The organism is Microbacterium sp. IEGM 1404 (genome assembly GCF_030056775.1).
Lineage (GTDB): Bacteria > Actinomycetota > Actinomycetes > Actinomycetales > Microbacteriaceae > Microbacterium.
The window spans coordinates 905,276-930,398 of record NZ_JASHKP010000001.1; the positions used below are offsets into that span (position 1 = coordinate 905,276).

Genomic DNA, 25,123 nt, shown 5'->3' on the forward strand with positions numbered 1-25,123 from the left:
GCCTCCATTGTTTGGGATGCAGCCAGCCTAGGAAACGCGCCGCGACGCGAAGAATCGGTTGTCCGAACCTACGAAGACGGTTCCGAGACGTCCGGATCGGCGTTGAGGGAAGCTACAAAGCTATCCGCGATCACCTGTGCAGTCTGCTCAATCTGCCACGGGCGGGCGCCGAGCTCGGCGAGTGAGGCCGAGACGGACTCGACGCTCACCTCGGCCGGGGGAGTCCACGCCACGCGGCGCAGCGTCTCGGGGGTGAGGAGGTTCTCGGTCGGCATCCGGAGTTCCTCCGCGCGCGCCTCGACGGCGGGCCGGGCCGCCTTGAGGCGACGGTCCGCCTCGGGGTTGCGGTCGACCCAGGCGCGCGGCGGGGGGAGGGTGTCGCTGGGCACGCGGTCCGGCGGCAGGTCGGTGGCCTCGCGCCCGGCCACGATCGCGTTCCACCAGCGGTCGAGCTGGGTCCGGCTCGCGCGGCCGTTGAACTCCTTGACGCCCGCGAGCGCCTGCTTGGTCTGCGGGTCGGCGAGGACGGCGGCGACGAGCGCGCGGTCGGGCACGAGACGACCGGGGGCGACGTCCTGCTCGCGGGCATAGTCCTCGCGGGCCTGCCACAGCGATCGGGCCACGGCGAGGGAGCGGCGGCCACGCACGGTGTGCAGACCGCTGAGGCGGCGCCACGGGTCGTCGCGCGGCGGCTTCGGCAGCCGCTCGAGCACCGCCTGGAACTCCTGCCGCGCGAACTCCGTCTTCTCCTGCTCGTCGAGCTCGGCGGCGAGCTTGTCGCGCACGTCGACGAGGTGCTCGACGTCGAGCGCGGCGTATTCGAGCCAAGAGGCCGGGAGCGGCCGGGTCGACCAGTCGGCGGCGGAGTGCGCCTTCGCGAGCGTGATGCCCAGAGTCTCCTCGACGACGGCGCCGAGTCCGACGCGCTCGTGACCGAGAAGACGAGCACCGAGCTCGGTGTCGAAGATCACCGGGGGTTCGAGACCTCGCTCGCGCAGCGACGGCAGGTCCTGGCTCGCGGCGTGGAAGACCCACTCGACGTCGCCGATGGCGTCCTGGAGCGGCGCGAAGTCCTCGATCGTGGACGGATCGAACAGGAACACCCCCGCCTCGCGACGGAAGACCTGGATGAGGTACGCCCGCTGGGAGTACCGGAACCCCGACGCGCGCTCGACGTCGACGGCCACGGGGCCGACTCCGGATGCCAGCGACTGCGACGCCGCGGACAGACCCGCGGCATCCTCGATGACGGTGTACTCAACCACGCGGGGGCCTCCGGGCTCCGAGGACCGCAACGCCCTCGGACCCCGGGGGGAGTCCGGCGAGCATGCAGACCAATTCGGCCCACGCCTCCAGGTGCGGGCGAAACGGACCGCGCGGCGACCACGACGCGCGGAGTTCGATCTGTGACCCCTCGCCCTGCGCCGCGAGAGCCCCGAAGCCGGTGGACAGCGTCTTGGTCGCCGTCCCCGACTCCGAGTGGCGTTCGGCATCGCGCGAATCGAGCGCGTCGATCAGCCACGACCAGGCGACGTCCGCCAGCAGGGGATCGATCCCGATCTCCGGCTCGAGCGGGGCCTGGGCGAAGCACACCACGCGCCACGCACCGCCCCACGCCTCGGGTTCCTCCGCGTCGTGCAGCAGGATGAAGCGCCCCGTACCGAACGGCGAATCCGTCGTGTGCGCGTCGGGCCGCACGTCGCCGGCCAGTGCCAGCGACTGCGGAGCGAGGCCCGACGGGGACGGGATCTCGCGCACGACGAAATCGTCGCGGAACGCGGTCTCGCGCAACTCGTCGGCCGCCCGGGCGAAGGGGGTCGCCGCCTCGGGTGAGCGGGGGTCAGTCACGGCCACAGACTAGAGTGAGGCCTCGATGAACGCTCCCAGGCGCGCCGCGAGGCGCCGTGCCCCGCACCCCGCGGCCGCACCGTTGCGGGTCGCCATCGCCGCTCTTACGACCGCACTCGGGCTCAGCGCCGCGGCCCTCGGCGCCGTATCGCTGCGGATGGCTCGCACCGTGGTCACCCCCGCGGGCCGGGTCCCCGACGTCCAGCTCCTCGCGCTCGATCCGGCGGCGCAGACCATCACCCTCCAGCGCACGGACGATACCGCCCTCCCGGGACGCTACGGCCTCTTCACGACGGGGTCGCTCGACTATCTGCGGCTGGGCTCTGTCGTCAGGGCCGACGACGCGAGCGTCACCCGCAAGCTCCTGACCCATGTGCCCGTCGATGCGCATCTCGCTCCGGCGGCCGCGTTCAGCGGCTGGTACTACGACAAGCCCGACGACCTGCAGATCCCGTACCGCAACGCGCTCATCGGCACGCCGGTCGGCCCGTGCGCGGCGTGGGAGTTCCCCGCCGCCGTCGACACCGACGTGTGGGTGATCCAGGTGCACGGGCGCGGGACGACCAGATCCGAAGCACTGCGCGCCGTCCCCGTCTTCCACGACCTCGGCATCACGAGCCTTCTCGTGTCGTACCGCAACGACGGAGAGGCACCCCGCAGCCGCACCGGCACCTATGCCCTCGGGGCGACCGAGTGGCGCGACGTCGACGCCGCGATCGGTTACGCGCGCCGCCAGGGAGCCCGCCGCGTCCTGCTGATGGGGTGGTCCATGGGCGGCGCGATCGCGCTCCAGACCGAGTTCGCCTCGCCCCACCGCGACGTGATCACCGGGCTCATCCTCGAGTCGCCCGTCGCCGACTGGCGCACGGTGCTGCGATACCACAGCCGCCTGCTGCGCCTCCCCGGTGTCGTGCTGGCGTTCGCGCAGCGCATCCTCGACTCCGAGTGGGGCGCCGTCCTCACGGGCAGCGGGTCCGCCATCCCGCTCGACAGCCTCGACGCCGTCGCCCGCGCGGGGGAGCTTCGACATCCCGTGCTTCTCCTGCACAGCGACGACGACGGATTCGTCCCCAGCGACGCGTCGCACGCCCTCGCCGAGGCGCGGCCCGATCTCGTGACGATGGAGACGTTCACCGTCGCACGTCACACGAAGCTCTGGAACTACGACGAGGCGCGGTGGACCCGGGCCATCCAGGACTGGGTGCGCGCGCAAGGGCTCGCCGCCGGGGAGTGAGTGGTCAGAGACCGCTCTTGGCCCGCACCTGGCGCTTCGCGCGCATGAGCATCCCGGTCATACCGGCGATGCGCAGCGGGCTCACGGCCCGGGTGAGACCGATGCTCTGCGGGAAGTCGTCCGGGACCGCGAGGACCTCCTCGGCCGACAGGCCCGTGAGTCCCTGCGCCAGGATGCTCGCGAAGCCGCGGGTCGTGGGCGCCTCGGCCGGTGCGGTCGCGTGCATCGCCACGTGGCCGGCGTCGTCGACGTCGACCACGATGTACACCGGCGACTGGCACTCGGCGACCCGCTCGCACATCTCGGGGTGATCCGCGTACTCGGCCGGGACGTCGGGCAGCTCGTGCGAGAACTCCAACAGGAGCTGCAGACGGTCGGGCTCGTCGAGCTCGAGGAACTCGTCGCGGATCTCGGCGAGGCGGGCGGGGAGCGTGTTCTCGGACATCACCGCCAGTCTCCCACGCCCGCCGCGCCCGGGCTCAGCGCGCGGGGACCTCGCCCGGCTCGGCGCCCGAGACGATGGGCACGCGCACCGCGCTGCCCCACTCGGTCCACGAGCCGTCGTAGTTGCGCACGTCCTCGAAGCCGAGCAGGTGCTTCAGCACGAACCACGTGTGGCTGGAACGCTCGCCGATGCGGCAGTACGCCACGATCTTGTCGCCGTCCGCGAGGCCCGCGCCATCGCGGTAGATGGCATCCAGTTCTTCGCGCGACTTGAAACCGCCGTCCTCGGCGACGGCCTTGGCCCACGGAACGCTCTGCGCGCTGGGGATGTGGCCGGCGCGGAGCGCGCCCTCTTCGGGGTAGGCAGGGGCCGAGGTGCGCTCACCGGAGTACTCCTCGGGGGAGCGGACGTCGATGAGGGGGTTGCCGAGGTGGGCGAGCACGTCGTCCTTGTAGGCGCGGATCAGCGTGTCGTCGCGCTCGACGATCGGGTACTCGACCGGTTCGCGGGTGGTCGGCTCGGTGGTGATCGGGCGCCCCTCGGCGATCCACTTGTCGCGGCCACCGTCGAGCAGACGCACGTCCGCGTGCCCGAACAGCGAGAACACCCACAGGGCGTAGGCGGCCCACCAGTTGTTCTTGTCGCCGTAGATGACGACCGTGTCGTCGCGGGCGATGCCCTTGCGGCTCAGGAGTTCGGCGAACCCCTCGCCGTCGACGTAGTCGCGGACCACGGGGTCGTTGAGTTCGGTGTGCCAGTCGACCTTCACCGCGCCGGGGATGTGACCCGTCTCGTAGAGCAGGACGTCCTCGTCGGATTCGACGACGACGAGGCCCGGCTGGCCCAGGCGTTCCTGCAGCCAGTCGCCGGTCACGAGACGGCCGGGCTCGGCATACGCGGCGAACTTCGGGGAGGTGGTGTCGAACTCGACGGTCACGATGTCTCCTCTGTCAGGGTGGGGGAGCGGGCGGCGTAGGGTGGACTCCGCACCTTCGACCCTAGGACCGCCGTGTCGAAGCAGGCACCCTCCCGTAAGACTGCGACACAGGACGGCCATGACCTCAACGCCCGCGACGACCGGTGTCGTGCACCTCATCGATCGCGAGCCGGCCATCTCGGGCGCCGAGATGGTGAGCGCGCTCGTGCCGCCGCCGCAGTTCGACGGCGCGACCTTCGAGTCCTATCGGGCGGATGCCGCCTACCCCTCGCAGCAGGAGGCGAAGGAGCTGCTGCAGACCTTCGCGACCGGCCAGGGTGCGCCGGCGAAGAAGTCCGGCTTCTTCCGCCGCGCCGAGAAGACCCCGCCGGTGAAGCCCGGCGTGTACCTGGACGGCGGATTCGGTGTCGGCAAGACCCACCTGCTCGCGTCGATCTACCACGCGATGCCCGCCCGTCGGAAGTACTTCGGCTCGTTCATCGAGTACACCGCGCTGGTCGGCGTCCTCGGTTACGCCAAGGCGGTCGAGCTCTTCCGCGGCTCCGATTTGCTCTGCATCGACGAGTTCGAACTCGACGACCCGGGCGACACGATGGTGATGACCCGGCTGCTCGGCGAGCTCGTGGCATCCGGGACCCGTCTCGCCGCCACGTCGAACACACCCCCCAACGCACTCGGCGAAGGACGTTTCGCCGCGCAGGACTTCCTGCGCGAGATCCAGTCCATGTCCGACAGCTTCCGCACGATCCGCATCGACGGCACCGACTTCCGTCAGCGCGCCATCGACGGCGAGGCCCGCGTGCTGACGGACGTCGACTACGCTGACGCGATCCAGGATGCCGCCTCCCGCGGCGTCGCGACCGACGACGACTTCACGGCGGTCGTCGCGCACCTCGCCCGCGTGCACCCGTCGCGCTTCATCCGCCTGATCGACGGCGTCGACGCGATCGGGCTGCGCGACGTCAAGGTGCTGCACGACCAGTCCGCGGCGCTGCGACTGGTCGCGTTCGTCGACCGGGCCTACGACGCGCAGATCCCGATCCGCGCCACCGGGGTTCCGCTGAACACCGTGTTCGCCGACGAGATGCTCGCGGGCGGCTACCGCAAGAAGTACCTGCGTGCCGTGTCACGTCTCGTGGCCCTGACGCATTCCTGACGGGCCGTTTCATCGCCGCTTCGCGGCACCGCGAAACGTGATGTTTACACGACCGCCGCGGCTGTAACGCGTTCGAAACACGATTCCCACGCCGATGGAAACCGGGGCTGTGAACACTGAGGGGACCCGACGCTACACCTGCGTCCCTGCAGAGAGGTTCCCTCCGAGATGGATCAAGGCAACACCGCATTCATCCTGCTAGCAGCGGCACTCGTGCTGCTCATGACGCCCGGCCTGGCGTTCTTCTACGGCGGCCTCGTGAAGGCCAAGAGCGTCATCAGCATGATGATGATGAGCTTCGGCGCGATGGGACTCATCGGAGTCCTGTGGGCGCTGTACGGCTACGCGATCGCATTCCCCGCCACTGACGCGGGCGTCACCCAGGCCCCGTGGGCGATCGACTTCAACGAGCTCGGCCTGACCGGAGTCCTCGAGACGCCCGAGGGTGCGGCTTACCCGCCCCTGGCCTTCGTCGCCTTCCAGGCCACGTTCGCCATCATCACCGTCGCGCTCGTCTCGGGCGCCATCGCCGACCGCGCCAAGTTCGGCTCGTGGATGGTCTTCGCCTTCCTGTGGTCGACCATCGTCTACTTCCCCGTCGCCAGCTGGGTCTTCAACTTCGGCCTCGCCGACGACGGCTCGTTCTCGTACGGCGGCTGGATCACCAAGGGCATGCAGGACGTCTTCGGTGTCGGCGCGATCGACTTCGCCGGTGGTACCGCGGTCCACATCAACGCCGGTGCCGCGGCCCTCGCCCTCGCGCTCGTCCTCGGCAAGCGCGTCGGCTTCCAGAAGGGCGCTCACGCTCCCCACAACCCGCCCTTCGTGCTCCTCGGCGCCGGCCTGCTGTGGTTCGGCTGGTTCGGCTTCAACGCCGGTTCGGAGCTCGCCGCGGACGGCACGGCCGCCCTCGCCTTCGTCAACACGATCATCGCCCCGGCCGCGGCCCTGCTCAGCTGGCTGCTCGTCGAGAAGATCAAGGACGGCAAGCCCACCTCCGTCGGTGCCGCCTCCGGCGCCGTCGCGGGTCTGGTCGCCATCACCCCCGCGTGCGCCTCTCTCGACCCGATTTGGGCGATCCTGCTGGGCCTCCTCGCCGGTGCGATCTGCGCCCTGGCGATCGAGCTGAAGTTCAAGCTCGGCTTCGACGACTCGCTCGACGTGGTCGGCGTCCACCTGGTCGGTGGTCTGCTCGGAACCCTGTACCTGGGCATCTTCGCCCGGGGCACGGGCCTCGTCGAGAGCGGATCGTTCAACCAGCTGCTCGTGCAGGCCATCGCGGCCTTCGCGGTCCTGATCTACTCGTTCGTGCTCGCCTACATCATCGGCTTCGCGATCGAGAAGACGATCGGCTTCCGCGTGAAGAACGAGGACGAGATCGCCGGCATCGACACCATCGTGCACGGCGAAGAGGGCTACGTCCTCACCGACGCCCGCTGATAAGCACTCCCCGGAACGGGGCGTCACGGATCCGTCCGTGGCGCCCCGTTCGTCGTGCGTCGGGGAGTCGGCGGAGCACTGTCTAGGGTGTGGATATGGGAACCGCCGCACGCCTCGTCTCCGCCTTCCTGCGGGCCTTCCGGCCGTCCACGTCGCCGCAGCCCTCCGCGCCGCTACGGCCCGGCCAGGGGCCCGGCGCTGCCGCAACGAGCCCGTCCGCACCCCTAGGGCCCGGCCAGGGCTCCGGTGAGACCGCGACGGTGGAGGTCGCCCCTCCGCGACGACTGACGCTCTCCTACGCCCCGCAACGCGACGGCGCGCCCGACGGCGCGAGATCGTGTGGACCTGGGTGCCGTACGAAGAACGCGACGGACGCGGCAAGGACCGACCGGTGCTCGTCATCGGGCGAGCGGATGCCACCCGCTCCTACGCCGTGCGCCTCACCAGCAAGCCGCACGCGGGCGACACCGATTACCTGGCGCTCGGCACGGGGGAGTGGGACCCGCAGCGCCGCCCGTCGTGGGTCGACATCGAGCAGCTCTACCTCGTGCACGACGCGGGCATGCGCCGGGAGGCCGCGGCCCTGGACCGACGCCGCTTCGAGGCCGTGGCATCCGCTCTCCAGGCCCGCTACGGGTGGCGCCTGGGCTGAACCGGGTGCGCACGGGTGGTGCGGGGCGCGTGACGCGGGGCGCGGGGCGCATTTCGCGAGACTGCATCCGCCCGACGTCTCCACTGCGCGCTGCAGCGGAGTTGTCAGCGAGATGCAGTCTCGACGATCCGTCGCGGTGTCAGACGCCCGCGGGAAGCAGTCGCTGGAGCAGCATGTCCGCCGCGAAGGAGAGGTTCGAGACCTGCCATGCAACGATCGCCGCCGCGATCAGACCGAACCAGACGGTGTCACGGAGCGGACTGCGACGGGCGATCCGGTGGATGACGAGACCCACCGCGGTCGTCATGGCGACGACCGCTCCCGCCACCTGCGCGAACGCCATGCGCACGTAGTCGTGTGCGTCCGGCGGGGTCCAGCTGTTCGTGCCGACGGTGATCACCATCGGCACGAGGAGGACGCCGACGACGAGGACGACCGCCGAGGAGTACCCGCGCAGTCGAGTGCCGGGCAGGGGACGGGTGGCGGTCTGCTCCATGGGCAGAGCCTAGGGGAAGGGATGCCGTCAGCCCAGGCGCCGCCGGGAAACGACGAAGCCCCCGGCGAACCGGGGGCTGTGCGGTGGGCGATGCCGGACTCGAACCGACGACCTCTTCCGTGTGAAGGAAGCGCGCTACCAACTGCGCCAATCGCCCAATGTCCCGAACGGGACTCGACTACCTTACCCGATTCGCGGAGCCTCTCCCGACCGTGGCGGCGGACACGCGCGGGCCGCGTCCGGTTTTGCGCACGCCTCGCAATCGGGTAATGTCTTACGAGTGCTCGGGGCAAGCCCCGGGAACGAAATGCGGATGTAGCGCAGTTGGTAGCGCACAACCTTGCCAAGGTTGGGGTCGCGAGTTCGAGTCTCGTCATCCGCTCGAGTGTGAAGATCGCCGTCAGGTTTCCGACGGGAGATCACGACACGTGGGTCGAACCACACACGGTGGCGTGGCCGAGCGGCTAGGCACCGGCCTGCAAAGCCGTTTACACGGGTTCGAATCCCGTCGCCACCTCGCCTACAACTGAACAGCCTTCATAGGCGCGATTGGCGCAGCGGTAGCGCGCTTCCCTGACACGGAAGAGGTCACTGGTTCGATCCCAGTATCGCGCACCACCTGAAACCCCCGGCTCGCCGGGGGTTTTCGCTTTTCCGCCCGCGCACCGAGAGCCCGAGCCACCGTCGATGAGCAGGGGAGCGCCTGCCATCCACCGGCGACCCGGACGCCCCGCTACTGCTCCTCGTCGCCCGCGCGCTGCCGCACGCGGCGTGTCGACGGGCGCACCGGATCGGCCTCGTCGGCTGCCGGTTCGGCATCCGGGGTGTCGTCGAGACGTTCGCGCAGCGCGGCCGCCTGCTCGGCGGGCGACACGGGGATGCGGGTCAGGTCGGACACACCGCCGTCCACGCGCCGCAGGTACCAGCTGAGGGGAAGCTCTCGCGAGCTGAACCAGCCGCGACGCGAGCGGACGATGGTGAACCCCTGATCCCGCAACGACACCGCGTGCTCCGCGGTCAGCGAGGTCGGGGGGATGCGCACCCAACCTCGGCGGAAATCGTAGGCGTGGGTCGCGATGTGGTGGCGAGACATGCGGACCTCCTTACCTCGAAGAATCCCACGCCCGGCGAAGAGGGCTCATGCACGATGTGTTCCATTCGTGTGAACAATGCTCAACGTTTCATATGAGCGCAGTGGTGATTCACGATGCGCAAGCCCGGGGGCCGAGCAATTCGCTCGCACTAGCGTGAAACGCATGACCGTCCCCGACACCCTCTGGCGTGAGATCGCGTCGTCGCCGTTCGTCTCCCTCGCCACTTTCAAGCGCGACGGCACCGCAGTTGCGACGCCCGTGTGGATCGCGCGGGACGGCGACGAGCTGGTCGTCACGACCGAACGCAAGACCGGGAAGGTCAAGCGCCTCCGCAACGACGACCGCGTCACGCTGCGTCCCTGTTCCCGCATGGGAGCCGTGGAACCGGATGCCGTCGTCGTCGAGGCCCGCGGACGCATCGCCGGTCCGAGCACCGACGACCGCCGCGCCGACGCGGCGCTGCGACGCAAGTACGGGTGGCAGTTCCGCGCCATCATCGGCTTCGAAGCGTTCGTGCGCCGACTGCAGCGCCGCCCCGGCGACCGCGTCATCCTCCGCATCTCGCGGGGAAAGTGATTCCTGCGCGAAACGGACATAGCTCCAAACCCGCTCGGCCGCAACCGGGTTTGCGTTTCGGGGGGATTCGCGAGATGTTGCCCCCGAGAGCGTTGGCATCCCCCTTCATCCGCGTTCGTCATTTCTCGCCAGGAATGCGCGGTCCGCGGGATGCCTCCCCGGAGGGCTGCCATGGGCAAATTCATCTACGACGGCAACATCAAAGTCGATTTCGAGGATCGTCTCCTCGCCCATCTGCAGGCGGTGATCATGGCGAAGGTGCGGCGCGGCGAGAGCTTTCCCTTCACCTGGAAGGACGACATCAGCATCGGCGGCGGCCGGACCACCGCGTACATCCACCCCAACGTGTCGATGGTGTTCAAGTACCACGGCAGTCGGAACCCGCAGCTGAGCAGCACGTGGCTCCACGCCCTGACGTACAACGCCAACTCGGGACGCGGCCTGTACGTCATCCCCGAGCCCGACGATGTCGCCGTCCGCGAGCAGCCGCATCGCGAGGAGATGGTCTTCCGCGAGGTCCCCAACGACCAGGCTCCGATGGCCTCGCGCTCCTGACCCGGAATACCTCACACGGCCCGCGGCCGCGCCTACGAGGGCTGACGCTCACAGCGCCAGAGGCAGGACGGCGAGCACGAGGATCAGCGGCGCGATGACGGCACCGAGGAGGATGAACCGGCTCCATCGGATTTCGACTCCCGCCGCCACCAGCCGGTCGTGCCAGAGCAGCGTCGCGAGCGAGGCCCACGGCGTGACGATCGGTCCCGCATTCACCCCGATGAGGAGTGCCGCCAGACGCACGGGGGAGCCGGCGACCGACTCCATCGCGAGGTAGGCCGGGAGGTTGTTGATCCCGTTCGCCGCGAGGGCTCCGACACCCGCCAACTGCCACAGCGACACGAGGTCGTCGCCCGAGCCGGCGAGCACCGACGTGACGCGACCGATGCCCACGGCTTCGAGCGCGCCGACGGCGAGGAACAGCCCGCCCGCGAACACGAGCAGCGACCAGGGTACGAGCCGGATGCCGAGAGCCCGGGGCGCGCGCAGGGCGAAGGTCACGATGAGCACGACCGCGGCGGCGAGGGCCGGCATCCACGGGTCCAGCCCGATGACGAGCAGGGGCAGCAGGGCCACGGTGACGACGGCGGACACGCGCAGCAGGACGGGGTCCGCGACGGCGGGGGAGGCGGCATCCGGGTACGTCTTCGGCAGCTTTCGCAGGAACACGACCGTCAGGACCACCACCGACACCACGACGGCGATGAGCGCGGACGGGCCGAGCAGAGCGAGGAAGGCCACGGGGTCGTGGCCGCCGAGCGCGTCGGATGCCAGCAGGTTCGTGAGATTGGACACGGGCAGGAAGAGGGACGCGGTGTTCGCGAGCACCACCGTGACGAAGGCGAAAGGCAGCGGGTCGAGCTTCCGGGCCACCGCCATCGCCACCACGACCGGGGTGAGCAGCACCGCGGTCGTGTCGAGAGAGAGGAAGGCCGTCGCTACGGTGGCCAGCGCGACGACGAGCACCCACAACCTCGCCGTGCGCCCGCGCGCGACCCGCGCCAGGCGTGCGGCGACGACGTCGAACAACCCCGCCTTGGATGCCAGCTCCGCCACCACCGTGACCGCGACCACGAACAGCAGGATGGGCCAGACGCGGTCGGCGACGGCGAGGGCCTGGTCGGCGGGGAAGATGCCGACGAGGAGCGCGATGATGCCGAGGATCCACAGCACGCCGCCGATGATGGCCAGAGTCACCGCTCCACTATGCGGCACTCCGCGTGCCGTCGAGGCCACGCCCGGCGGGTAGCCTGGAATCGACCCATCCAGGAGACCGCCTTGACTGATGCCGCCCTGCCGTCGGAGCAGACCTATCCCGCCGACGGCTTCGCCCTCTTCCCCGACCGTTCGGTCGTCGCCCTGCGCGTGAACGGTGAGCTGAAAGACCTCGCGACGACCGTCCACGCGCACGACCGGATCGAGCCGGTGACGATCGACAGCCCCGAGGGACTGTCGATCCTGCGGCACTCGACGGCGCACGTGCTCGCCCAGGCCGTGCAGCGCGTGAAGCCCCAGGCGAACCTCGGCATCGGACCGCCCGTCACCGACGGCTTCTACTACGACTTCCAGGTCGACGACCCCTTCACTCCGGAAGACCTCAAGGTCATCAAGAAGGAGATGGAGCGGATCGTCCGCGAGAACCAGCGTTTCGTGCGCCGCGTCGTCACCGACGACGCGGCCCGGGCCGAACTCACCGACGAGCCGTTCAAGCTCGAGCTGATCGGCCTCAAGGGCGGATCCGCCGAGGCCGCCGAGGGTGCGAACGTCGAGGTCGGCGCCGGCGAGCTGACTATCTACGACAACGTGAACCGCGACGGCGAGACCGTCTGGAAAGACCTCTGCCGCGGACCGCACGTCCCGGGCACGCGCCTCATCGGCAACGGCTGGGACCTCACCCGCATCGCCGGCGCCTACTGGCGCGGCAGCGAGAAGAACCCGCAGCTGCAGCGCATCTACGGCACCGCCTGGGCGACCAAGGACGACCTGCGCGCCTACCAGCACCGTCTGGAAGAGGCCGCCAAGCGCGACCACCGCAAGCTCGGCAAGGAGCTCGACCTCTTCTCGTTCCCCGACGAGATCGGCCCGGGCCTGAGCGTGTTCCACCCCAAGGGCGGAATCATCCGGTACGAGATCGAGCGCTACATGCGCGAGCGTCTGCTCGCCAGCGGCTACCAGGTGGTGAACACGCCCCACATCACCAAGGGCGACCTGTTCATCACCAGCGGTCACCTGCAGTGGTACGCCGACGGCATGTACCCCCCGATGACGCTCGACGAGGTCGTGGATGCCGACGGGCACGTGTCGCGCGAGGGCCAGGAATACTACCTGAAGCCCATGAACTGCCCGTTCCACAACCTGATCTTCCGCTCGCGCGGTCGCAGCTACCGTGAGCTGCCCCTGCGGCTGAGCGAGTTCGGGTCGGTCTACCGCTACGAGAAGAGCGGCACGCTCGCGGGCCTGACCCGCGTGCGCGGCATGACCCAGGACGACACGCACATCTACGTCACCGCGGATCAGGTGAAGGGCGAGCTGACCCACAGCCTCGACTTCGTGCTGCAGACGCTGCGCGACTACGGCCTGCACGACTTCTACCTCGAGCTGTCGACGAAGGAGGAGGGCAACCCCAAGTTCATCGGCGACGACACGCTGTGGACCGAGGCGACCGAGACCCTCCGAGAGGTCGCCGAGGCCTCCGGCCTCGAGCTCGTCCCCGACCCGGGCGGAGCCGCGTTCTACGGCCCGAAGATCTCGGTGCAGGCCCGCGACGCGATCGGCCGCACCTGGCAGATGTCGACGATCCAGCTCGACTTCAACCAGCCCGAGCGCTTCGAGCTGGAGTACACCGGGCCCGACGGCGAGAAGCACCGCCCCGTGATGATCCACCGTGCGCTCTTCGGCTCGGTGGAGCGCTTCTTCGCCATCCTGCTCGAGCACTACGCCGGCGCGTTCCCGGTGTGGCTCTCGCCCGTGCAGGTCGTGGCGGTGCCGGTGGCCGCCGAGTACGGCGAGTACCTCGACGGCATCGTCGCCGACCTCCGCGCGAAGGGCGTGCGCGCCGAGGTCGACCACAGCGACGACCGCATGCAGAAGAAGATCCGCACGCACACCACGCAGAAGGTGCCGCTCCAGCTCATCGCCGGCGAGGCCGACCGCGCCGGTGGCACCGTGTCGTTCCGCTTCCGCGACGGCACGCAGCTCAACGGCATCCCGGTCGACGAGGCCATCGCGCGCATCACCGGTGCGATCACGACCCGCGCACTCGTCGACACCGCCGAGGACCTGGCGTGACGAACGAACCGGATGCCTCCGACGGCGGCGATGCGCAGATCATCGCCGCCGCGGAGCTCCCGGGGGTGCCCGACGAGTTCCAGCGTCTGTGGACACCGCACCGCATGGCCTACATCCAGGCCGGCCGTGAGCCGATGGAGCAGAACTGCCCGTTCTGCGCGGCTCCGGGGAAGTCGGACGAGGACGGCCTGATCGTCGCGCGCGGGAAGAGCGCGTACGTGCTGCTCAACCTGTTCCCCTACAACTCCGGACATCTGCTCGTGTGCCCGTACCGCCACATCGCGACCTACGACCAGGCGACCGACGAGGAGGTCGCCGAGATCGGCGCGCTGACGCAGCGCGGCATGCGCGTGCTCCGCGCCGTGTCGCGCTGCGACGGATTCAACCTCGGCATGAACCAGGGGGCGATCGCCGGCGCCGGCGTCGACGCGCACCTGCACCAGCACATCGTTCCCCGGTGGGCATCGGATGCCAACTTCTTCCCGATCATCGCCAAGACCAAAGCCCTGCCCCAGTTGCTCGGCGACGTGCGCCGCACCGTCGCCGACGCGTGGAACGCCTGACCCACCGATCGACGGGGGAGTGCGCGCCCGGCCGCTACGGTAGGGGAATGAAGGCTCCCCTGCGTCCCCTCGTCCTGACCCTCATCGTCGCTGCGGCGCTCGGGACGACGACGGGATGCTTCCGGCTTCCGAGTCCCCTCGGGCCGGACGGGATGCAGGCGCCCGGGACCGCGCCCGAAGATCCCTTCCTCGCGACTCCTTCTCCGACGGACGACTCCAGCCCCGACGCGGGCGCGGCGGCGGAGGATCCGATCGCCGAGCGCGATCGCTTTCTCCAGGAGCAGCAGCTGCCCCTCGACGGCACGCCGCTGGTGGCGGTCACCCCGGCGCAGAAGCAGTTCATCGAAGACCAGAAGTCCTACGTCGAGGAGCAGGGGTTCGAGTGGACCGCCGATGACGAGAGCCTCTCGCTCGCCCTCGTCTCCGACGCGTGCGAGACCGCGATCCTGAACTCCCACGTCGTGAATGCGGATACGCTCCGCACGCACGTGGCGACGTCGCCGCTCTTCGCCCAGCTCGTCGACCAGAGCCTCGAGGGGGACGAGCGCACGGCGGCGGAGGCGCCCATCGCCAACCTCATGGTCTACGGCACGACGTACATGTGCCCGCGCGACACCGCCGGCTGGCTCGACGCGTACACCGAGGTCTACGGCGGCTGACGCCGGGACCCGGCGGGCGGGGGGTGCCTCAGCGCACCTGCCGCACGGGGAACTGCAGGCGCGGGTGCGCGTACGCCTCCTGCGACTCGACGAGCAGCAGCTCGCGCGAGCCGGCCTCGTACGTGTTCGACAGCAGATCGAACACGCTGGATGCCGTGCGCGCGAGCGCGTCGGCGGCGTCGCCGCTCCGGCGGTAGTGGGCCGTGAAGAGCGCTGCCGTGACGTCGCCCGAGCCGTTGGCCTTCATCGGGATGAGCGGCGTCTGCACGATCCAGGCACCGTCGTCGTCGACGACCATCATCTCGATCGTGTCGGGCTCACGGTCGGGTCGCTCGACGCTCGTGACGAGGACCGTGCGGGGTCCGCGGGCGCGCGCGAGGTCGGCGGAGTCGAGCGTCGACTCGATGCTCCCGGGCTCCGTGCCGGTGAGGAAGCCGAGTTCGAACTGGTTGGGCGTGATGATGTCCGCCACCGGGATCACCCGCTCGCGCAGGAGCTCGGGGATGGCCGGTGCGACGAAGCAGCCCGACTTGGCATTGCCCATGACCGGGTCGCACGCGTAGACGGCATCCGGATTCGCCTTCTTCACCCGGGCGACGGCGTCGATGACGACGTCGGCGATGCCCTCGCCGCCCTGGTAGCCCGACAGGACCACGTCGATCTCGCCGAGGACCCCACGCTCCTCGATGCCGGTGATGACGTCGGCGACGTCGGCGGGGGAGATCAGGGGCCCTCGCCACGCGCCGTAGCCGGTGTGGTTGGAGAAGGTGACCGTGTAGACGGGCAGCACCTCCACGCCGATGCGCTGGAGCGGGAAGACGGCGGCCGAGTTTCCGACGTGGCCGTACGCGACGGCCGACTGGATCGAGAGGACCTTCATCCTTCGATCCTCCCACCTCGCGGAGTCGGCCGGAGCGCGGCGACGGCCGTGGCGAGGTCGTCGGCGAGGGCCGTCGCCTCCTGGTCGTCGAGTTGGTGGACGGTGAGGCGGAGGTAGTCGCCGGCGGTGTCGGGGGAGAGGAAGAAGTGGTCGCCGTCGCGGACCAGCCAGCCGCGGCGCATGAGGTCTTCGCGAACACGGGCGGCGGGGACCGGGAGCGGCATCCACAGGTTGAGGCCGTCGCCGACGGAGACCGTCAGTCCGCGGGTCTCGAGGGCTGCCGCGAACGCGTCGTTGCGGGCGGCGTAGTGCGCCGCGGCCCGGTCGATCCCCTGGCGCACCTCGGGGTCGGTGACGAGCGCGAGCGTGAGCCGCTGGAGGATGTGGCTCACCCAGGTCGTCCCCGGGGTGAGGCGCAGCGCGAGTCGGTCGGCGGTCTCGTCGTCGGATGCCACGACCGCGAGGCACATGTCCGGTCCGAGGAACTTCGACACCGAGCGGATGCGGGCCCACCGCTGCTGGGCGTCCCCGATGACCGAGCGGAGGGGAGCGCGCGAGAGCAGCGAGAAGTGGTCGTCTTCGATGACCAGCACGTAGGGGTGGTCCGCGAGGACCCCGCGTAGCTGCGCCGCGCGTTCCTCGGTGAGGCTCGCGCCGGTGGGGTTGTGCGCGCGCGGCGTGCAGATCACCGCCCGGACCCCGTCGGCCAGCGCGGCCCGCAACCCCTCGACGGTCATTCCCTCGGCATCCACCGCCACCGGCACGGCGCGGTAGCCGCCCTGACGCACCGTGTGCAGCGCCGAGAGGAAGCAGGGGTCTTCGAGGGCGACGGCGTCGTCGCGCTGCAGTGCCTGGGCCAGCAGTCGCTCGATCGCGTCGCTCGCGCCGCTGGTCACGGTGATGCGGGGAGCACCGTCGGGCAGTCCCTCGGCCATCCATTCGCGTGCCCACGCCTCCAGCCCCGGGTCGACGACCGGCTCGCCGTACAGCACGGGACGACCCGACCGCGCGAGGGCGGCGGCGGGGTCGGGGATGAGCGACGGGTCGGGGTTGCCGGTGCCGACGTCGCGCAGCACGGTCCCGGCCGCATACCCCTCCTGCGCCACGGGAGCGAGGCCGGCGACCCGCGTACCGCCGCGCCCGCGCGCGACGACGAGTCCGGCCTGGGCGAGCAGGCGGTAGGCGGCGACGACGGTGTTGCGGTTCACGCCGAGCTCGGCGGCGAGGGCGCGCACGGGGGCGAGTGCATCGCCCGGCTGCAGCTGTCCGCGCTCGATGCGCTCCCGCAGGTCCGCGGCGATCTCGGATGCCGAGCGCCCGGTGATGTCGACGGTCATGCGCCCCCTCTCGCTCCCTCCAGCCTACGTCCTGCGTCATGCTACGGTTTGGCCTAAGCCAAAAAAAGCGCCCCGAAGCGCGAAGGGAATCGACAATGACCGACACCGGAACCTCCCGCGTCAAGCGCGGACTCGCCGAGATGCTCAAGGGCGGCGTCATCATGGACGTCGTCACCGCGGAGCAGGCCCGCATCGCAGAGGATGCCGGCGCCGTCGCCGTCATGGCCCTCGAGCGCGTTCCCGCGGACATCCGCGCGCAGGGCGGCGTGGCCCGCATGAGCGACCCCGACCTCATCGACGACATCATCGCGACGGTCTCGATCCCCGTGATGGCTAAGGCGCGCATCGGGCACTTCGTCGAGGCGCAGATCCTGCAGGAGCTCGGTGTCGACTACATCGACGAGTCCGAGGTGCTCTCGCCCGCCGACTACGTCAACCACATCGACAAGTGGAACTTCACCGTTCCGTTCGTGTGCGGCGCGACCAACCTGGGCGAGGCTCTCCGCCGCATCACCGAGGGCGCGGCGATGATCCGCTCGAAGGGCGAGGCCGGGACCGGCGACGTCTCCGAGGCGACCAAGCACATCCGGACCATCACGGGCGAGATCAACGCGCTGCGCGCGAAGACCAAGGACGAGCTGTACGTAGCGGCCAAGGAGCTGCAGGCCCCGTACGAACTCGTCGCCGAGATCGCCGAGACCGGGAAGCTCCCGGTGGTCCTCTTCACCGCGGGCGGCGTGGCCACCCCCGCCGACGCGGCGATGATGATGCAGCTCGGCGCCGACGGCGTCTTCGTCGGGTCGGGCATCTTCAAGTCCGGGAACCCCGCGCAGCGTGCCGCCGCGATCGTGAAGGCCACCACCTTCCACGACGACCCGAAGGTCGTGGCCGAGGCCTCGCGCGGTCTCGGCGAGGCGATGGTGGGCATCAACGTCGCCGACCTCCCCGCGCCGCACCGCCTGGCCGAGCGTGGCTGGTAACAGCCCCCGCGTCGGCGTCCTCGCCCTCCAGGGCGACGTCCGCGAGCACCTGCGCGTGCTCGCGGACCTGGGCGCCGACGCCCGGCCCGTCCGGCGGACGTCGGAGCTGGCCGAGGTGGAGGGGCTCGTGCTCCCGGGCGGGGAGTCGAGCGTCATCGACAAGCTCGCGCGGGCGTTCGACCTGTTCGATCCGATCCGCGCCGCGATCGCCGACGGCCTCCCGGTGCTCGGCACGTGCGCGGGGCTGATCCTCCTCGCCGACCGCATCGACGGCGCGATCGAGGGCCAGCGCACGTTCGGCGGGCTCGACGTCCGGGTGCAGCGCAACGCGTTCGGCTCGCAGACGCAGTCGTTCGAGACCGACCTGGCCGTCCCCGTCCTGGGCGAGCCGCCGGTGCACGCCGTGTTCATCCGCGCGCCCGTGGTGACCGAGACGGGCCCGGATGCCACCCCCCTGGCGACCCTGCCCGACGGTCGCGTCGTCGCCGTGGAGCAGGACAACCTCCTGGGGCTCGCGTTCCACCCCGAATCCACCGGCGAGACGCGCTTCCACGCACGCTTCCTCGACCGCGTCCGCAACCGCGCCGGGGTGTCGGCGCCCGCGCTCTAGACTGGAACCCATGTCCGGACACTCCAAATGGGCCACGACCAAGCACAAGAAGGCGGTCATCGACTCCCGCCGCGCCAAGTCGTGGGCCAAGCTGATCAAGAACATCGAGGTCGCCGCCAAGCTCGGTGGGGCGGACCTCCAGGGCAACCCGACGCTCTTCGACGCGGTGCTCAAGGCCAAGAAGACCTCGGTCCCCAAAGACAACATCGACCGTGCGATCAAGCGCGGGGCCGGTATCGGCGGCGAGGCCGTCGAGTACGCCTCGATCATGTACGAGGGGTACGGCCCCAACGGCGTCGCCTTCCTCATCGAGTGTCTGACCGACAACAAGAACCGCGCCGCGGCCGAGGTGCGTACCGCCCTCAGTCGTAACGGCGGCACCCTCGCCGACCCGGGCAGCGTCGCCTACAACTTCAGCCGCAAGGGCGTCATCGTGGTCCCGTCCGAGGGCACCACCGAGGACGACGTCATGCTCGCGGTCCTCGAGGCCGGCGCCGAAGAGGTCGAGCCGCACGGCGAGGGCTTCGGCGTCATCACCGAGGCGAGCGACCTCGTGTCGGTGCGCTCCGCGCTGCAGGAGGCCGGCATCGAGTACGACTCCGCCGACGTGGAGTTCGTCCCCTCGCTCAAGGTCGAGGTCGACGCCGACACCGCCCGCAAGGTCTTCCGTTTGATCGACGCCCTCGAAGACAGCGACGACGTGCAGAACGTCTACACGAACTTCGACATGACCCCCGAGGTGCAGGCCGAGCTCGAGAACGACGAGTAAGGGCGCGCCCTGCCCTTCTCCACGACCCCTGCGCCTAGCGTGGGGGTCGTGTCTCGTTCTCTGCGCGTCCTCGGTATCGACCCGGGCCTGACGCGCTGCGGCATCGGCGTGGTTGACGTCTCGCCCGACCGCACGGCATCCCTGGTGCATGTCGGCGTCGTCCGCTCCGCCGTCGCCGATCCCATCGAGAAGCGCCTCGCCGCGATCGCCGCGGGGATCCGCGCGGTGCTGAACGCCCACGATCCCCACGTGGTCGCCGTCGAGCGCGTGTTCGCCCAGAACAACCGCCACTCGGTGATGGGTACCGCGCAGGCCAGCGGCATCGCCCTCCTGCTCGCCGCCGAACACGGAATCCCCGCGGCCACCCACACGCCCAGCGAGGTCAAGGCCGCCGTGACCGGCTACGGCTCGGCCGACAAGCTGCAGGTGCAGACGATGGTGGCGCGGGTACTCCGCCTGGATGCCCTTCCCCAGCCCGCCGACGCGGCGGACGCCCTCGCCATCGCCCTGTGTCACGGCTGGCGTGGGGGAGCGGCGGCGCCCGCGACCGGCGGCGCCCTGACCCCCGCCCAGAGGGCGTGGCGGGATGCCGAGAAGCGACAGAGCGCTCCGGCGACGCGTGTCGCTCGAACAAAGGTCCGAACCGGCGCGTAGGCTCGACGCATGATCTCTTCGCTGCAGGGTGTCGCCGCGCACGTCGGCGACGACGCAATCGTCGTGGTCGTCGGGGGAGTGGGGCTCTCGGTGGCGGTGACTCCCCAGGTCGCGCGGACCACCCACGTCGGTGCGCAGGTCCACCTGCACACGCACCTCGTGGTCCGCGAAGACGCCCTGTCGCTCTTCGGTTTCGAGATGCGCGAAGAGCTGACGGTCTTCACGCAGCTCATCGGCGTCACCGGCGTCGGGCCGAAGTCCGCGATGGGGGTGCTGTCGTCGCTGACGGTGCCGCAGATCGCACAGGCGGTCACCGATGACGACGATGCGCCCTTCAAGCGCGTATCGGGAATCGGCCCGAAGACCGCGAAGCTCATCGTGGTGCAGCTCGCCGGGAAGCTCGCCGTGCCCGCGACGCAGGCCCCGGCCGCGGTCGCCCCGCACGGTCAGGTACCCCTGCAGGTCACCCAGGCCCTCATCGGACTCGGGTGGAGCGAACGCGTCGCGGCCGAGGCCGTGGCATCCGTCGCCGAGAACGCCGCCGACGCCGACCGGGCCTCGGTCCAGGCACTGCTCCGGCTCACGCTCGCGCTGCTGGGCCCCGCGCGCAAGGAGCCCGTCGGTGGCTGACGTCGTGCGCGACGCCGGCTCCCCCGACGACGAGACCGAGCTGGCGATCGAGGGCGCCCTGCGTCCCACCTCGCTCAGCGAGTTCGTCGGACAACAGAAGGTGCGCGGTCAGCTGCAACTCCTCCTCGATGCGGCTCGCATCCAGCAGCGCTCGCCCGACCACATCCTGCTCTCGGGCCCTCCCGGCCTCGGCAAGACCACGCTCGCGATGATCGTGGCGCACGAGAGCGGCCGCCCGCTGCGCCTGTCCAGCGGACCGGCCATCCAGCACGCGGGCGACCTCGCCGCGCTGCTGTCGTCGCTGACACCGGGCGAGGTGCTCTTCATCGACGAGATCCATCGCATGGCGCGCTCCGCCGAAGAGATGCTGTACCTCGCGATGGAGGACTTCCGCATCGACATCATGGTCGGCAAGGGTGCCGGAGCGACGAGCATCCCCCTCGACCTCGCGCCCTTCACGCTGGTCGGGGCGACGACGCGCGCCGGACTCCTTCCCAACCCGCTGCGCGACCGGTTCGGCTTCACCGCTCACCTCGAGTACTACGAGCCGGAAGAGCTCGAGCGGGTCGTCTCGCGGTCGGCATCCATGCTCGACGTCGGTCTTCCCGGCACCGCACGCACCGAGATCGCCCGCCGTTCGCGCGGCACGCCCCGCATCGCCAACCGTCTGCTGCGGCGCGTGCGCGACTACCTCGTCGTGCACGGGCCCTCGACCGGGACGGATGCCGGCGACGCCGACGTCCGCACGGTCGACGCCGCGCTCGACCTCTACGACGTGGATGCCATCGGCTTGGACCGCCTCGACCGGGCGGTGCTCGACGCCCTCGTGCGACGGTTCCGCGGGGGGCCGGTCGGCCTCAGCACCCTGGCGGTCGCCGTCGGCGAGGAACCGGAGACCATCGAGTCGGTCGTCGAGCCGTATCTCGTGCGGATCGGCTTCATGGGGCGCACCCCGCGCGGCCGGGTCGCGACGCCCGAAGCGTACGACCACCTCGGCGCTCCCCACCCCGACGGGCTGCTCCGATTCAGTCAAGGGGGATGACCTATACTCGGCGGGGGATTCCCCGACCCCCACAGGCAGTGCCGCACGGTGCGCCTGAATCGAAAGGTGCACCGCCTCCATGGATTTCGCGAGCTTCTTCGCCAACTACGGCCTGATCATTCTGCTGATCGGCCTGCTGGTCTTCATGTTCTACAGCTCGCGTCGCCGCATGCAGAAGCAGAAGCTCGAGCAGGAGGAGAAGGCGCGCCAGACCGTTCCCGGCTCCGAGGTGCTGCTGCAGGGTGGCCTGTACGGCACGATCGTCGAGTATGACGGTGAAGACCTCGACAAGCCCGCCCAGGTCGAGATCGCTCCCGGCGTGGTCATCAAGGTGCACAGCCAGGCCGTTCTCCGCATCGTGAGCCCCGCTGAGGGCTTCGTGACCGAGGACGAGTTCATCGAGGCCGAGGAGTCCGAGGCCGAGTACGTCGCCGGCGTCGCCGATGGCGACATCACCTCGATCAGCGACGACCACCGTGCCCGACAGGCTGAGGCCGAGCGCGACGACAAGGACCGCCCGCAGGCCTGACGTCCCTCCGCCCTTCCCGTTCACCGCCGCACAGAAAGCCGACTCCGTGGCGCCCTCAACTCCCGTCCGTCACGCCTGGCGCGTACTGCTCGGACTGCTCGCCATCACGGGCGTGCTGTTCGGCATCAACTCGCTCGGTGTGTACGTCTTCCAGGCCAGCTCCTGGGCCCCGTCCCTCGCTCTCGATCTGCAGGGCGGCACCCAGATCATCCTGCAGGCCCAGACCACCGACGGCGCCGACCCCAACAAGGACCAGCTCGACCAGGCGGTGTCGATCATCCGTCAGCGCGTCGACGCCTCCGGTGTCGGCGAGGCGGATGTGGCCACCGAGGGCGGGAAGAACATCGTCGTGCAGATCCCCGGCGAGGCCGACGAAGCCACGCGCCAGCGGATCCAGAGCTCCGCGCAGCTGCAGCTGCGCGCGGTGCTGTTCACCGGTTCGCCGGCGACGTCGTTCGTCGGCGAGGACGGCCAGAACACGCCGTACCCGACTCCCGACCCGTCGCTGCAGGCCACGCCCACCGCGTCGCCGACCAGCGGCAGCGACACGTCGTGGATCACCCCCGCCCTGCAGGCACAGTTCCTCGCGTACGACTGCGCCAACCCGACGAACAACCCGGCCCAGGCTCCCGTCGACCAGCCGCTCATCACGTGCAGCGACGACGGATCCGTGAAATACATCCTCGGACCGGTCGAACTCGACGGCACCGACATCAGCAACGCGACGAACGGCCAGGAGCAGAACACCGGGCAGTGGGCCGTGAACCTCGTCTTCAACGACCAGGGCACCGAGACCTTCGGCAAGATCAGCCAGCGCCTCTACGGCGCCCAGGCCCCTCTGAACCAGTTCGCCTTCGTGCTCGACGGCACGGTCCTCTCCGCGCCGTCGATGAACGGGATCATCGTGGACGGCCGCCCGAGCATCACGGGCAGCTTCACGCAGGAGTCGTCCAAGGCCCTCGCCGACCAGCTGAAGTACGGCGCGCTGCCGCTGAGCTTCACCGTCGTCAGCTCGGACACCGTCTCGGCCACCCTCGGCTCTCAGCAGCTGCAGGTCGGCCTCATCGCGGGCCTCATCGGACTCGGGCTGGTCGCCGTCTACTCGCTCATCGTCTACCGCGCGCTCGGAACGGTGATCATCGCGTCCCTCGGCGTCATGGCGGTGCTCACTTACGTCCTGCTCTGCATCCTGGCCTGGCGGATGGGCTTCCGCCTGTCGTTGGCGGGCGTCGCGGGTCTGATCGTCACGATCGGCTTCACCGCCGACTCGTTCATCGTCTACTTCGAACGCATCCGCGACGAACTCCGCGACGGCAAGTCCATCACCGCCGCCGTCGAGGACGGCTGGGCGCGCGCGAAGCGCACGATCTACATCTCGAAGTCGATCAACATCGTCGCGGCCGTCGTGCTCTACATCCTCGCGGATGCCACCGTGAAGGGCTTCGCGTTCACGCTCGGGCTCACGACCGCGATCGACATCCTCATCTTCATCCTCTTCACGCACCCGGTGATGCAGCTGCTGGCGCGGACGCGCTTCTTCGGCTCGGGCCACCCCCTGTCGGGAATGGACCCCGAGGCGCTCGGCGCCGTCTACCGCGGTCGCGCGCAGTTCCGCGCCCCCGCCGCTGCCGTTTCCGGCCGCGCCAACCGCTCACGCGGCGAAGCCCAGCGCCGGCAGACGATCGCGGAGCGCAAGCGCGCGGAGCTCGCCGCAGCCCAGGGCAGTACCCGCCCCACGAAGGAGGGAGACGACTGATGCGCTCCATGACGCAGCTCGGAAACGACCTCTACTCGGGCAAGACGTCCTTCCCGTTCGTCCAGCGCCGCCGCCTGTGGTTCATCATCGCCGCGGTGCTCGTGATCGGCGCGGCCCTGGTCCCGCTGTTCCGCCCGGTGCAGTTCTCGATCGAGTTCACCGGCGGATCGCAGTTCACCGTCTCCAACCCGGCATCCTTCGATCAGGCGATCGCGACCGAGGCCGTGACCTCCGTGGTGCCCGGCACCGCGACCCGCGTGACCACGATCAGCGGCCAGGCGGTCCGCGTCCAGACGGACCAGCTCGACGACGCTCAGACGCAGGCCGTCTCCTCGGCCCTCGCCGAAGGGTACGGGGTCCCGACGAGCGAGGTGACGAACTCGTTCATCGGCCCGACCTGGGGCGCGGACGTCACCCGCCAGTCGCTGTGGGGTCTGGCGATCTTCCTCGCGCTGACGTTCGTGATCCTCGCCCTGTACTTCCGCACCTGGAAGATGTCGGTGGCCGCGATCATCGGTCTGGTCGACGTGCTCGTGATCACGATCGGCGTCTACGCCGTGTTCGGCTTCGAGATCTCACCGGCCGCCGTGATCGGATTCCTGACGATCCTCTCGTATTCGCTGTACGACACGACGGTCGTCTTCGACAAGGTGCGGGAGAACACCCGGCAGGACGGGGAGATCTCGGGGCGCACCTATGCGGAGTCGGTCAACCTCGCGGCGAACCAGACGCTGATCCGCTCGATCAACACCACGGTCGTGGCGATCCTGCCCGTCGGTGCGATCCTCTTCATCGGTGTGCCGCTCGGCGCCCGCACGCTGAGCGACATCTCGCTGTCGATCTTCGTCGGCACGATCGTCGCCGCGTACTCGACGTTGTTCGTCGCGGTCCCGCTCTACGCGCTCCTGCGCCAGGGCGAGAAGTCGATCCAGCAGCGCGACGCCCGCGTCGTGGCCGCGCGCGCGAAGGCCGGTGTCCCCGCCTGACGGCGGG

At 69.9% G+C, this 25,123-nt stretch carries 26 protein-coding genes, 4 tRNA genes and 1 pseudogene; 21 read left to right on the top strand and 10 right to left on the bottom strand.

Annotated elements, in window-relative coordinates; all coding sequences use genetic code 11:
* Nucleotides 1-68: 68 nt before the first annotated feature.
* Together QM517_RS04550 and QM517_RS04555 are read right to left on the bottom strand one after the other, a co-directional pair.
* Entirely contained in the window at nt 69-1,265 is a 1,197-nt protein-coding gene (locus QM517_RS04550) for a ribonuclease D (RefSeq protein WP_283285502.1), read from the bottom strand.
* Nucleotides 1,258-1,848: a DUF3000 domain-containing protein gene (locus QM517_RS04555; RefSeq protein ID WP_283285504.1), complete on the bottom strand. Its 591-nt coding sequence runs from the start codon at nt 1,846-1,848 to the stop codon at nt 1,258-1,260. The genes QM517_RS04550 and QM517_RS04555 overlap by 8 nt, the downstream gene beginning before the upstream one ends.
* A 25-nt stretch (nt 1,849-1,873) precedes the next feature.
* On the opposite strand from QM517_RS04555, the gene QM517_RS04560 reads away from it, so the two are divergent.
* Nucleotides 1,874-3,082: an alpha/beta hydrolase family protein gene (locus QM517_RS04560; RefSeq protein ID WP_283285506.1), complete on the top strand. Its 1,209-nt coding sequence runs from the start codon at nt 1,874-1,876 to the stop codon at nt 3,080-3,082.
* Nucleotides 3,083-3,086: 4 nt separating this feature from the next.
* Here the strand turns inward: QM517_RS04560 and QM517_RS04565 are convergent, their stop codons facing one another.
* Both QM517_RS04565 and QM517_RS04570 read right to left on the bottom strand, forming a co-directional pair.
* Complete coding sequence (locus QM517_RS04565) at nt 3,087-3,527, bottom strand: SufE family protein (protein WP_077051448.1); 441 nt, start codon at nt 3,525-3,527, stop codon at nt 3,087-3,089.
* A 34-nt stretch (nt 3,528-3,561) separates the two neighbouring features.
* Nucleotides 3,562-4,464: a sulfurtransferase gene (locus QM517_RS04570; RefSeq protein WP_077051447.1), complete on the bottom strand. Its 903-nt coding sequence runs from the start codon at nt 4,462-4,464 to the stop codon at nt 3,562-3,564.
* Nucleotides 4,465-4,582: 118 nt separating this feature from the next.
* Between QM517_RS04570 and zapE the strand changes: the two genes are divergently transcribed.
* The 3 genes and pseudogenes from zapE to QM517_RS18780 all read left to right on the top strand — a co-directional run bounded on the left by zapE (nt 4,583) and on the right by QM517_RS18780 (nt 7,712).
* Nucleotides 4,583-5,620: a cell division protein ZapE gene (gene zapE / locus QM517_RS04575; RefSeq protein WP_283285511.1), complete on the top strand. Its 1,038-nt coding sequence runs from the start codon at nt 4,583-4,585 to the stop codon at nt 5,618-5,620.
* Nucleotides 5,621-5,788: 168 nt separating this feature from the next.
* Nucleotides 5,789-7,060 carry an ammonium transporter gene (locus QM517_RS04580; protein ID WP_077051445.1) on the top strand — a complete coding sequence of 424 codons (1,272 nt, stop codon included), beginning with the start codon at nt 5,789-5,791 and terminating at the stop codon, nt 7,058-7,060.
* A 95-nt stretch (nt 7,061-7,155) separates the two neighbouring features.
* Nucleotides 7,156-7,712: pseudogene (locus QM517_RS18780) on the top strand (type II toxin-antitoxin system PemK/MazF family toxin).
* A 139-nt stretch (nt 7,713-7,851) separates the two neighbouring features.
* On the opposite strand, the gene QM517_RS04590 reads toward QM517_RS18780, so the two are convergent.
* Nucleotides 7,852-8,208, bottom strand: a complete 357-nt coding sequence (locus QM517_RS04590; RefSeq protein ID WP_283285513.1) for a hypothetical protein — start codon at nt 8,206-8,208, stop codon at nt 7,852-7,854.
* Between the two features lie 84 nt (nt 8,209-8,292).
* Nucleotides 8,293-8,365 (bottom strand) — tRNA-Val (locus QM517_RS04595).
* 152 nt (nt 8,366-8,517) lie between these two features.
* Here QM517_RS04595 and QM517_RS04600 point away from each other — a divergent pair.
* The 3 genes from QM517_RS04600 (at nt 8,518) to QM517_RS04610 (ending at nt 8,826) form a co-directional block, all read left to right on the top strand.
* Nucleotides 8,518-8,590, top strand: a tRNA-Gly gene (locus QM517_RS04600).
* Nucleotides 8,591-8,654: 64 nt separating this feature from the next.
* A tRNA-Cys gene (locus QM517_RS04605) sits at nt 8,655-8,725 on the top strand.
* 26 nt (nt 8,726-8,751) lie between these two features.
* A tRNA-Val gene (locus QM517_RS04610) sits at nt 8,752-8,826 on the top strand.
* Between the two features lie 115 nt (nt 8,827-8,941).
* On the opposite strand, the gene QM517_RS04615 is transcribed toward QM517_RS04610, so the two are convergent.
* On the bottom strand, nt 8,942-9,301 hold the full coding sequence (locus tag QM517_RS04615) for a hypothetical protein (RefSeq protein ID WP_077051442.1): 360 nt from the start codon (nt 9,299-9,301) through the stop codon (nt 8,942-8,944).
* Between the two features lie 163 nt (nt 9,302-9,464).
* On the opposite strand from QM517_RS04615, the gene QM517_RS04620 reads away from it, so the two are divergent.
* Both QM517_RS04620 and QM517_RS04625 read left to right on the top strand, forming a co-directional pair.
* Nucleotides 9,465-9,878, top strand: coding sequence for a PPOX class F420-dependent oxidoreductase (locus QM517_RS04620; RefSeq protein WP_283285516.1), 414 nt, complete (start codon nt 9,465-9,467; stop codon nt 9,876-9,878).
* A 171-nt stretch (nt 9,879-10,049) separates the two neighbouring features.
* Complete coding sequence (locus tag QM517_RS04625; RefSeq protein ID WP_283285518.1) at nt 10,050-10,433, top strand: DUF7882 family protein; 384 nt, start codon at nt 10,050-10,052, stop codon at nt 10,431-10,433.
* A gap of 48 nt (nt 10,434-10,481) precedes the next feature.
* On the opposite strand, the gene QM517_RS04630 is transcribed toward QM517_RS04625, so the two are convergent.
* Nucleotides 10,482-11,630 (bottom strand): SLC13 family permease, encoded by a 1,149-nt coding sequence (locus QM517_RS04630; protein ID WP_283285519.1) that lies wholly within the window; start codon nt 11,628-11,630, stop codon nt 10,482-10,484.
* A gap of 81 nt (nt 11,631-11,711) precedes the next feature.
* Between QM517_RS04630 and thrS the strand changes: the two genes are divergently transcribed.
* Genes thrS through QM517_RS04645 form a run of 3 tightly spaced genes read left to right on the top strand, consistent with a single transcriptional unit; the run spans nt 11,712 to nt 14,943 of the window.
* Nucleotides 11,712-13,721, top strand: coding sequence for a threonine--tRNA ligase (gene thrS / locus QM517_RS04635; protein WP_283285521.1), 2,010 nt, complete (start codon nt 11,712-11,714; stop codon nt 13,719-13,721).
* A complete protein-coding gene (locus QM517_RS04640) occupies nt 13,718-14,284 on the top strand; it encodes an HIT family protein (protein WP_077051437.1) in 567 nt (188 codons plus the stop codon). The genes thrS and QM517_RS04640 overlap by 4 nt, the downstream gene beginning before the upstream one ends.
* Nucleotides 14,285-14,331: 47 nt before the next feature.
* Nucleotides 14,332-14,943, top strand: a complete 612-nt coding sequence (locus QM517_RS04645) for a hypothetical protein (RefSeq protein WP_283285523.1) — start codon at nt 14,332-14,334, stop codon at nt 14,941-14,943.
* A gap of 28 nt (nt 14,944-14,971) precedes the next feature.
* On the opposite strand, the gene pdxY is transcribed toward QM517_RS04645, so the two are convergent.
* Together pdxY and QM517_RS04655 are read right to left on the bottom strand one after the other, a co-directional pair.
* Nucleotides 14,972-15,823 (bottom strand): pyridoxal kinase PdxY, encoded by an 852-nt coding sequence (pdxY, locus tag QM517_RS04650; protein WP_283285524.1) that lies wholly within the window; start codon nt 15,821-15,823, stop codon nt 14,972-14,974.
* Nucleotides 15,820-17,160, bottom strand: a complete 1,341-nt coding sequence (locus QM517_RS04655) for an aminotransferase class I/II-fold pyridoxal phosphate-dependent enzyme (RefSeq protein WP_283285525.1) — start codon at nt 17,158-17,160, stop codon at nt 15,820-15,822. The genes pdxY and QM517_RS04655 overlap by 4 nt, the downstream gene beginning before the upstream one ends.
* A gap of 95 nt (nt 17,161-17,255) precedes the next feature.
* Here QM517_RS04655 and pdxS point away from each other — a divergent pair, with 95 nt between their 5' ends.
* The 9 genes from pdxS (at nt 17,256) to secF (ending at nt 25,116) form a co-directional block, all read left to right on the top strand.
* A complete protein-coding gene (pdxS, locus tag QM517_RS04660) occupies nt 17,256-18,140 on the top strand; it encodes a pyridoxal 5'-phosphate synthase lyase subunit PdxS (RefSeq protein ID WP_077051433.1) in 885 nt (294 codons plus the stop codon).
* Nucleotides 18,130-18,750, top strand: a complete 621-nt coding sequence (gene pdxT / locus QM517_RS04665; protein WP_283285527.1) for a pyridoxal 5'-phosphate synthase glutaminase subunit PdxT — start codon at nt 18,130-18,132, stop codon at nt 18,748-18,750. Before pdxS ends, pdxT begins: the two co-directional genes overlap by 11 nt.
* Before the next feature lie 10 nt (nt 18,751-18,760).
* Nucleotides 18,761-19,519 carry a YebC/PmpR family DNA-binding transcriptional regulator gene (locus QM517_RS04670; RefSeq protein WP_077051431.1) on the top strand — a complete coding sequence of 253 codons (759 nt, stop codon included), beginning with the start codon at nt 18,761-18,763 and terminating at the stop codon, nt 19,517-19,519.
* A gap of 48 nt (nt 19,520-19,567) precedes the next feature.
* Nucleotides 19,568-20,173 (top strand): crossover junction endodeoxyribonuclease RuvC, encoded by a 606-nt coding sequence (ruvC, locus tag QM517_RS04675; protein ID WP_077052621.1) that lies wholly within the window; start codon nt 19,568-19,570, stop codon nt 20,171-20,173.
* A gap of 9 nt (nt 20,174-20,182) precedes the next feature.
* Nucleotides 20,183-20,803, top strand: a complete 621-nt coding sequence (gene ruvA, locus QM517_RS04680; protein ID WP_283285528.1) for a Holliday junction branch migration protein RuvA — start codon at nt 20,183-20,185, stop codon at nt 20,801-20,803.
* The gene (ruvB, locus tag QM517_RS04685) at nt 20,796-21,845 is read left to right on the top strand and encodes a Holliday junction branch migration DNA helicase RuvB (RefSeq protein WP_077051429.1); all 1,050 of its coding nucleotides are present in this window, start codon (nt 20,796-20,798) and stop codon (nt 21,843-21,845) included. The genes ruvA and ruvB overlap by 8 nt, the downstream gene beginning before the upstream one ends.
* A gap of 79 nt (nt 21,846-21,924) precedes the next feature.
* Complete coding sequence (locus tag QM517_RS04690) at nt 21,925-22,374, top strand: preprotein translocase subunit YajC (RefSeq protein ID WP_278101621.1); 450 nt, start codon at nt 21,925-21,927, stop codon at nt 22,372-22,374.
* A 46-nt stretch (nt 22,375-22,420) separates the two neighbouring features.
* Entirely contained in the window at nt 22,421-24,130 is a 1,710-nt protein-coding gene (gene secD / locus QM517_RS04695; RefSeq protein ID WP_283285530.1) for a protein translocase subunit SecD, read from the top strand.
* Entirely contained in the window at nt 24,130-25,116 is a 987-nt protein-coding gene (secF, locus tag QM517_RS04700) for a protein translocase subunit SecF (RefSeq protein WP_303655304.1), read from the top strand. Before secD ends, secF begins: the two co-directional genes overlap by 1 nt.
* The last annotated feature ends 7 nt before the right edge of the window (nt 25,117-25,123 follow it).

What these genes read in the sequence shown, in the direction of transcription:
- QM517_RS04670 (WP_077051431.1), top strand. Translation starts at nt 18,761, where the DNA reads ATGTCCGGACACTCCAAATGGGCCACGACCAAGCACAAGAAGGCGGTC.
- pdxY (WP_283285524.1), bottom strand. Translation starts at nt 15,823, where the DNA reads ATGAAGGTCCTCTCGATCCAGTCGGCCGTCGCGTACGGCCACGTCGGA.
- QM517_RS04625 (WP_283285518.1), top strand. Translation starts at nt 10,050, where the DNA reads ATGGGCAAATTCATCTACGACGGCAACATCAAAGTCGATTTCGAGGAT.
- pdxS (WP_077051433.1), top strand. Translation starts at nt 17,256, where the DNA reads ATGACCGACACCGGAACCTCCCGCGTCAAGCGCGGACTCGCCGAGATG.
- QM517_RS04690 (WP_278101621.1), top strand. Translation starts at nt 21,925, where the DNA reads ATGGATTTCGCGAGCTTCTTCGCCAACTACGGCCTGATCATTCTGCTG.
- QM517_RS04655 (WP_283285525.1), bottom strand. Translation starts at nt 17,160, where the DNA reads ATGACCGTCGACATCACCGGGCGCTCGGCATCCGAGATCGCCGCGGAC.
- QM517_RS04565 (WP_077051448.1), bottom strand. Translation starts at nt 3,527, where the DNA reads ATGTCCGAGAACACGCTCCCCGCCCGCCTCGCCGAGATCCGCGACGAG.
- zapE (WP_283285511.1), top strand. Translation starts at nt 4,583, where the DNA reads ATGACCTCAACGCCCGCGACGACCGGTGTCGTGCACCTCATCGATCGC.
- ruvA (WP_283285528.1), top strand. Translation starts at nt 20,183, where the DNA reads ATGATCTCTTCGCTGCAGGGTGTCGCCGCGCACGTCGGCGACGACGCA.
- QM517_RS04645 (WP_283285523.1), top strand. Translation starts at nt 14,332, where the DNA reads ATGAAGGCTCCCCTGCGTCCCCTCGTCCTGACCCTCATCGTCGCTGCG.
- QM517_RS04560 (WP_283285506.1), top strand. Translation starts at nt 1,874, where the DNA reads ATGAACGCTCCCAGGCGCGCCGCGAGGCGCCGTGCCCCGCACCCCGCG.
- QM517_RS04580 (WP_077051445.1), top strand. Translation starts at nt 5,789, where the DNA reads ATGGATCAAGGCAACACCGCATTCATCCTGCTAGCAGCGGCACTCGTG.
- QM517_RS04590 (WP_283285513.1), bottom strand. Translation starts at nt 8,208, where the DNA reads ATGGAGCAGACCGCCACCCGTCCCCTGCCCGGCACTCGACTGCGCGGG.
- secF (WP_303655304.1), top strand. Translation starts at nt 24,130, where the DNA reads ATGCGCTCCATGACGCAGCTCGGAAACGACCTCTACTCGGGCAAGACG.
- QM517_RS04620 (WP_283285516.1), top strand. Translation starts at nt 9,465, where the DNA reads ATGACCGTCCCCGACACCCTCTGGCGTGAGATCGCGTCGTCGCCGTTC.
- QM517_RS04615 (WP_077051442.1), bottom strand. Translation starts at nt 9,301, where the DNA reads ATGTCTCGCCACCACATCGCGACCCACGCCTACGATTTCCGCCGAGGT.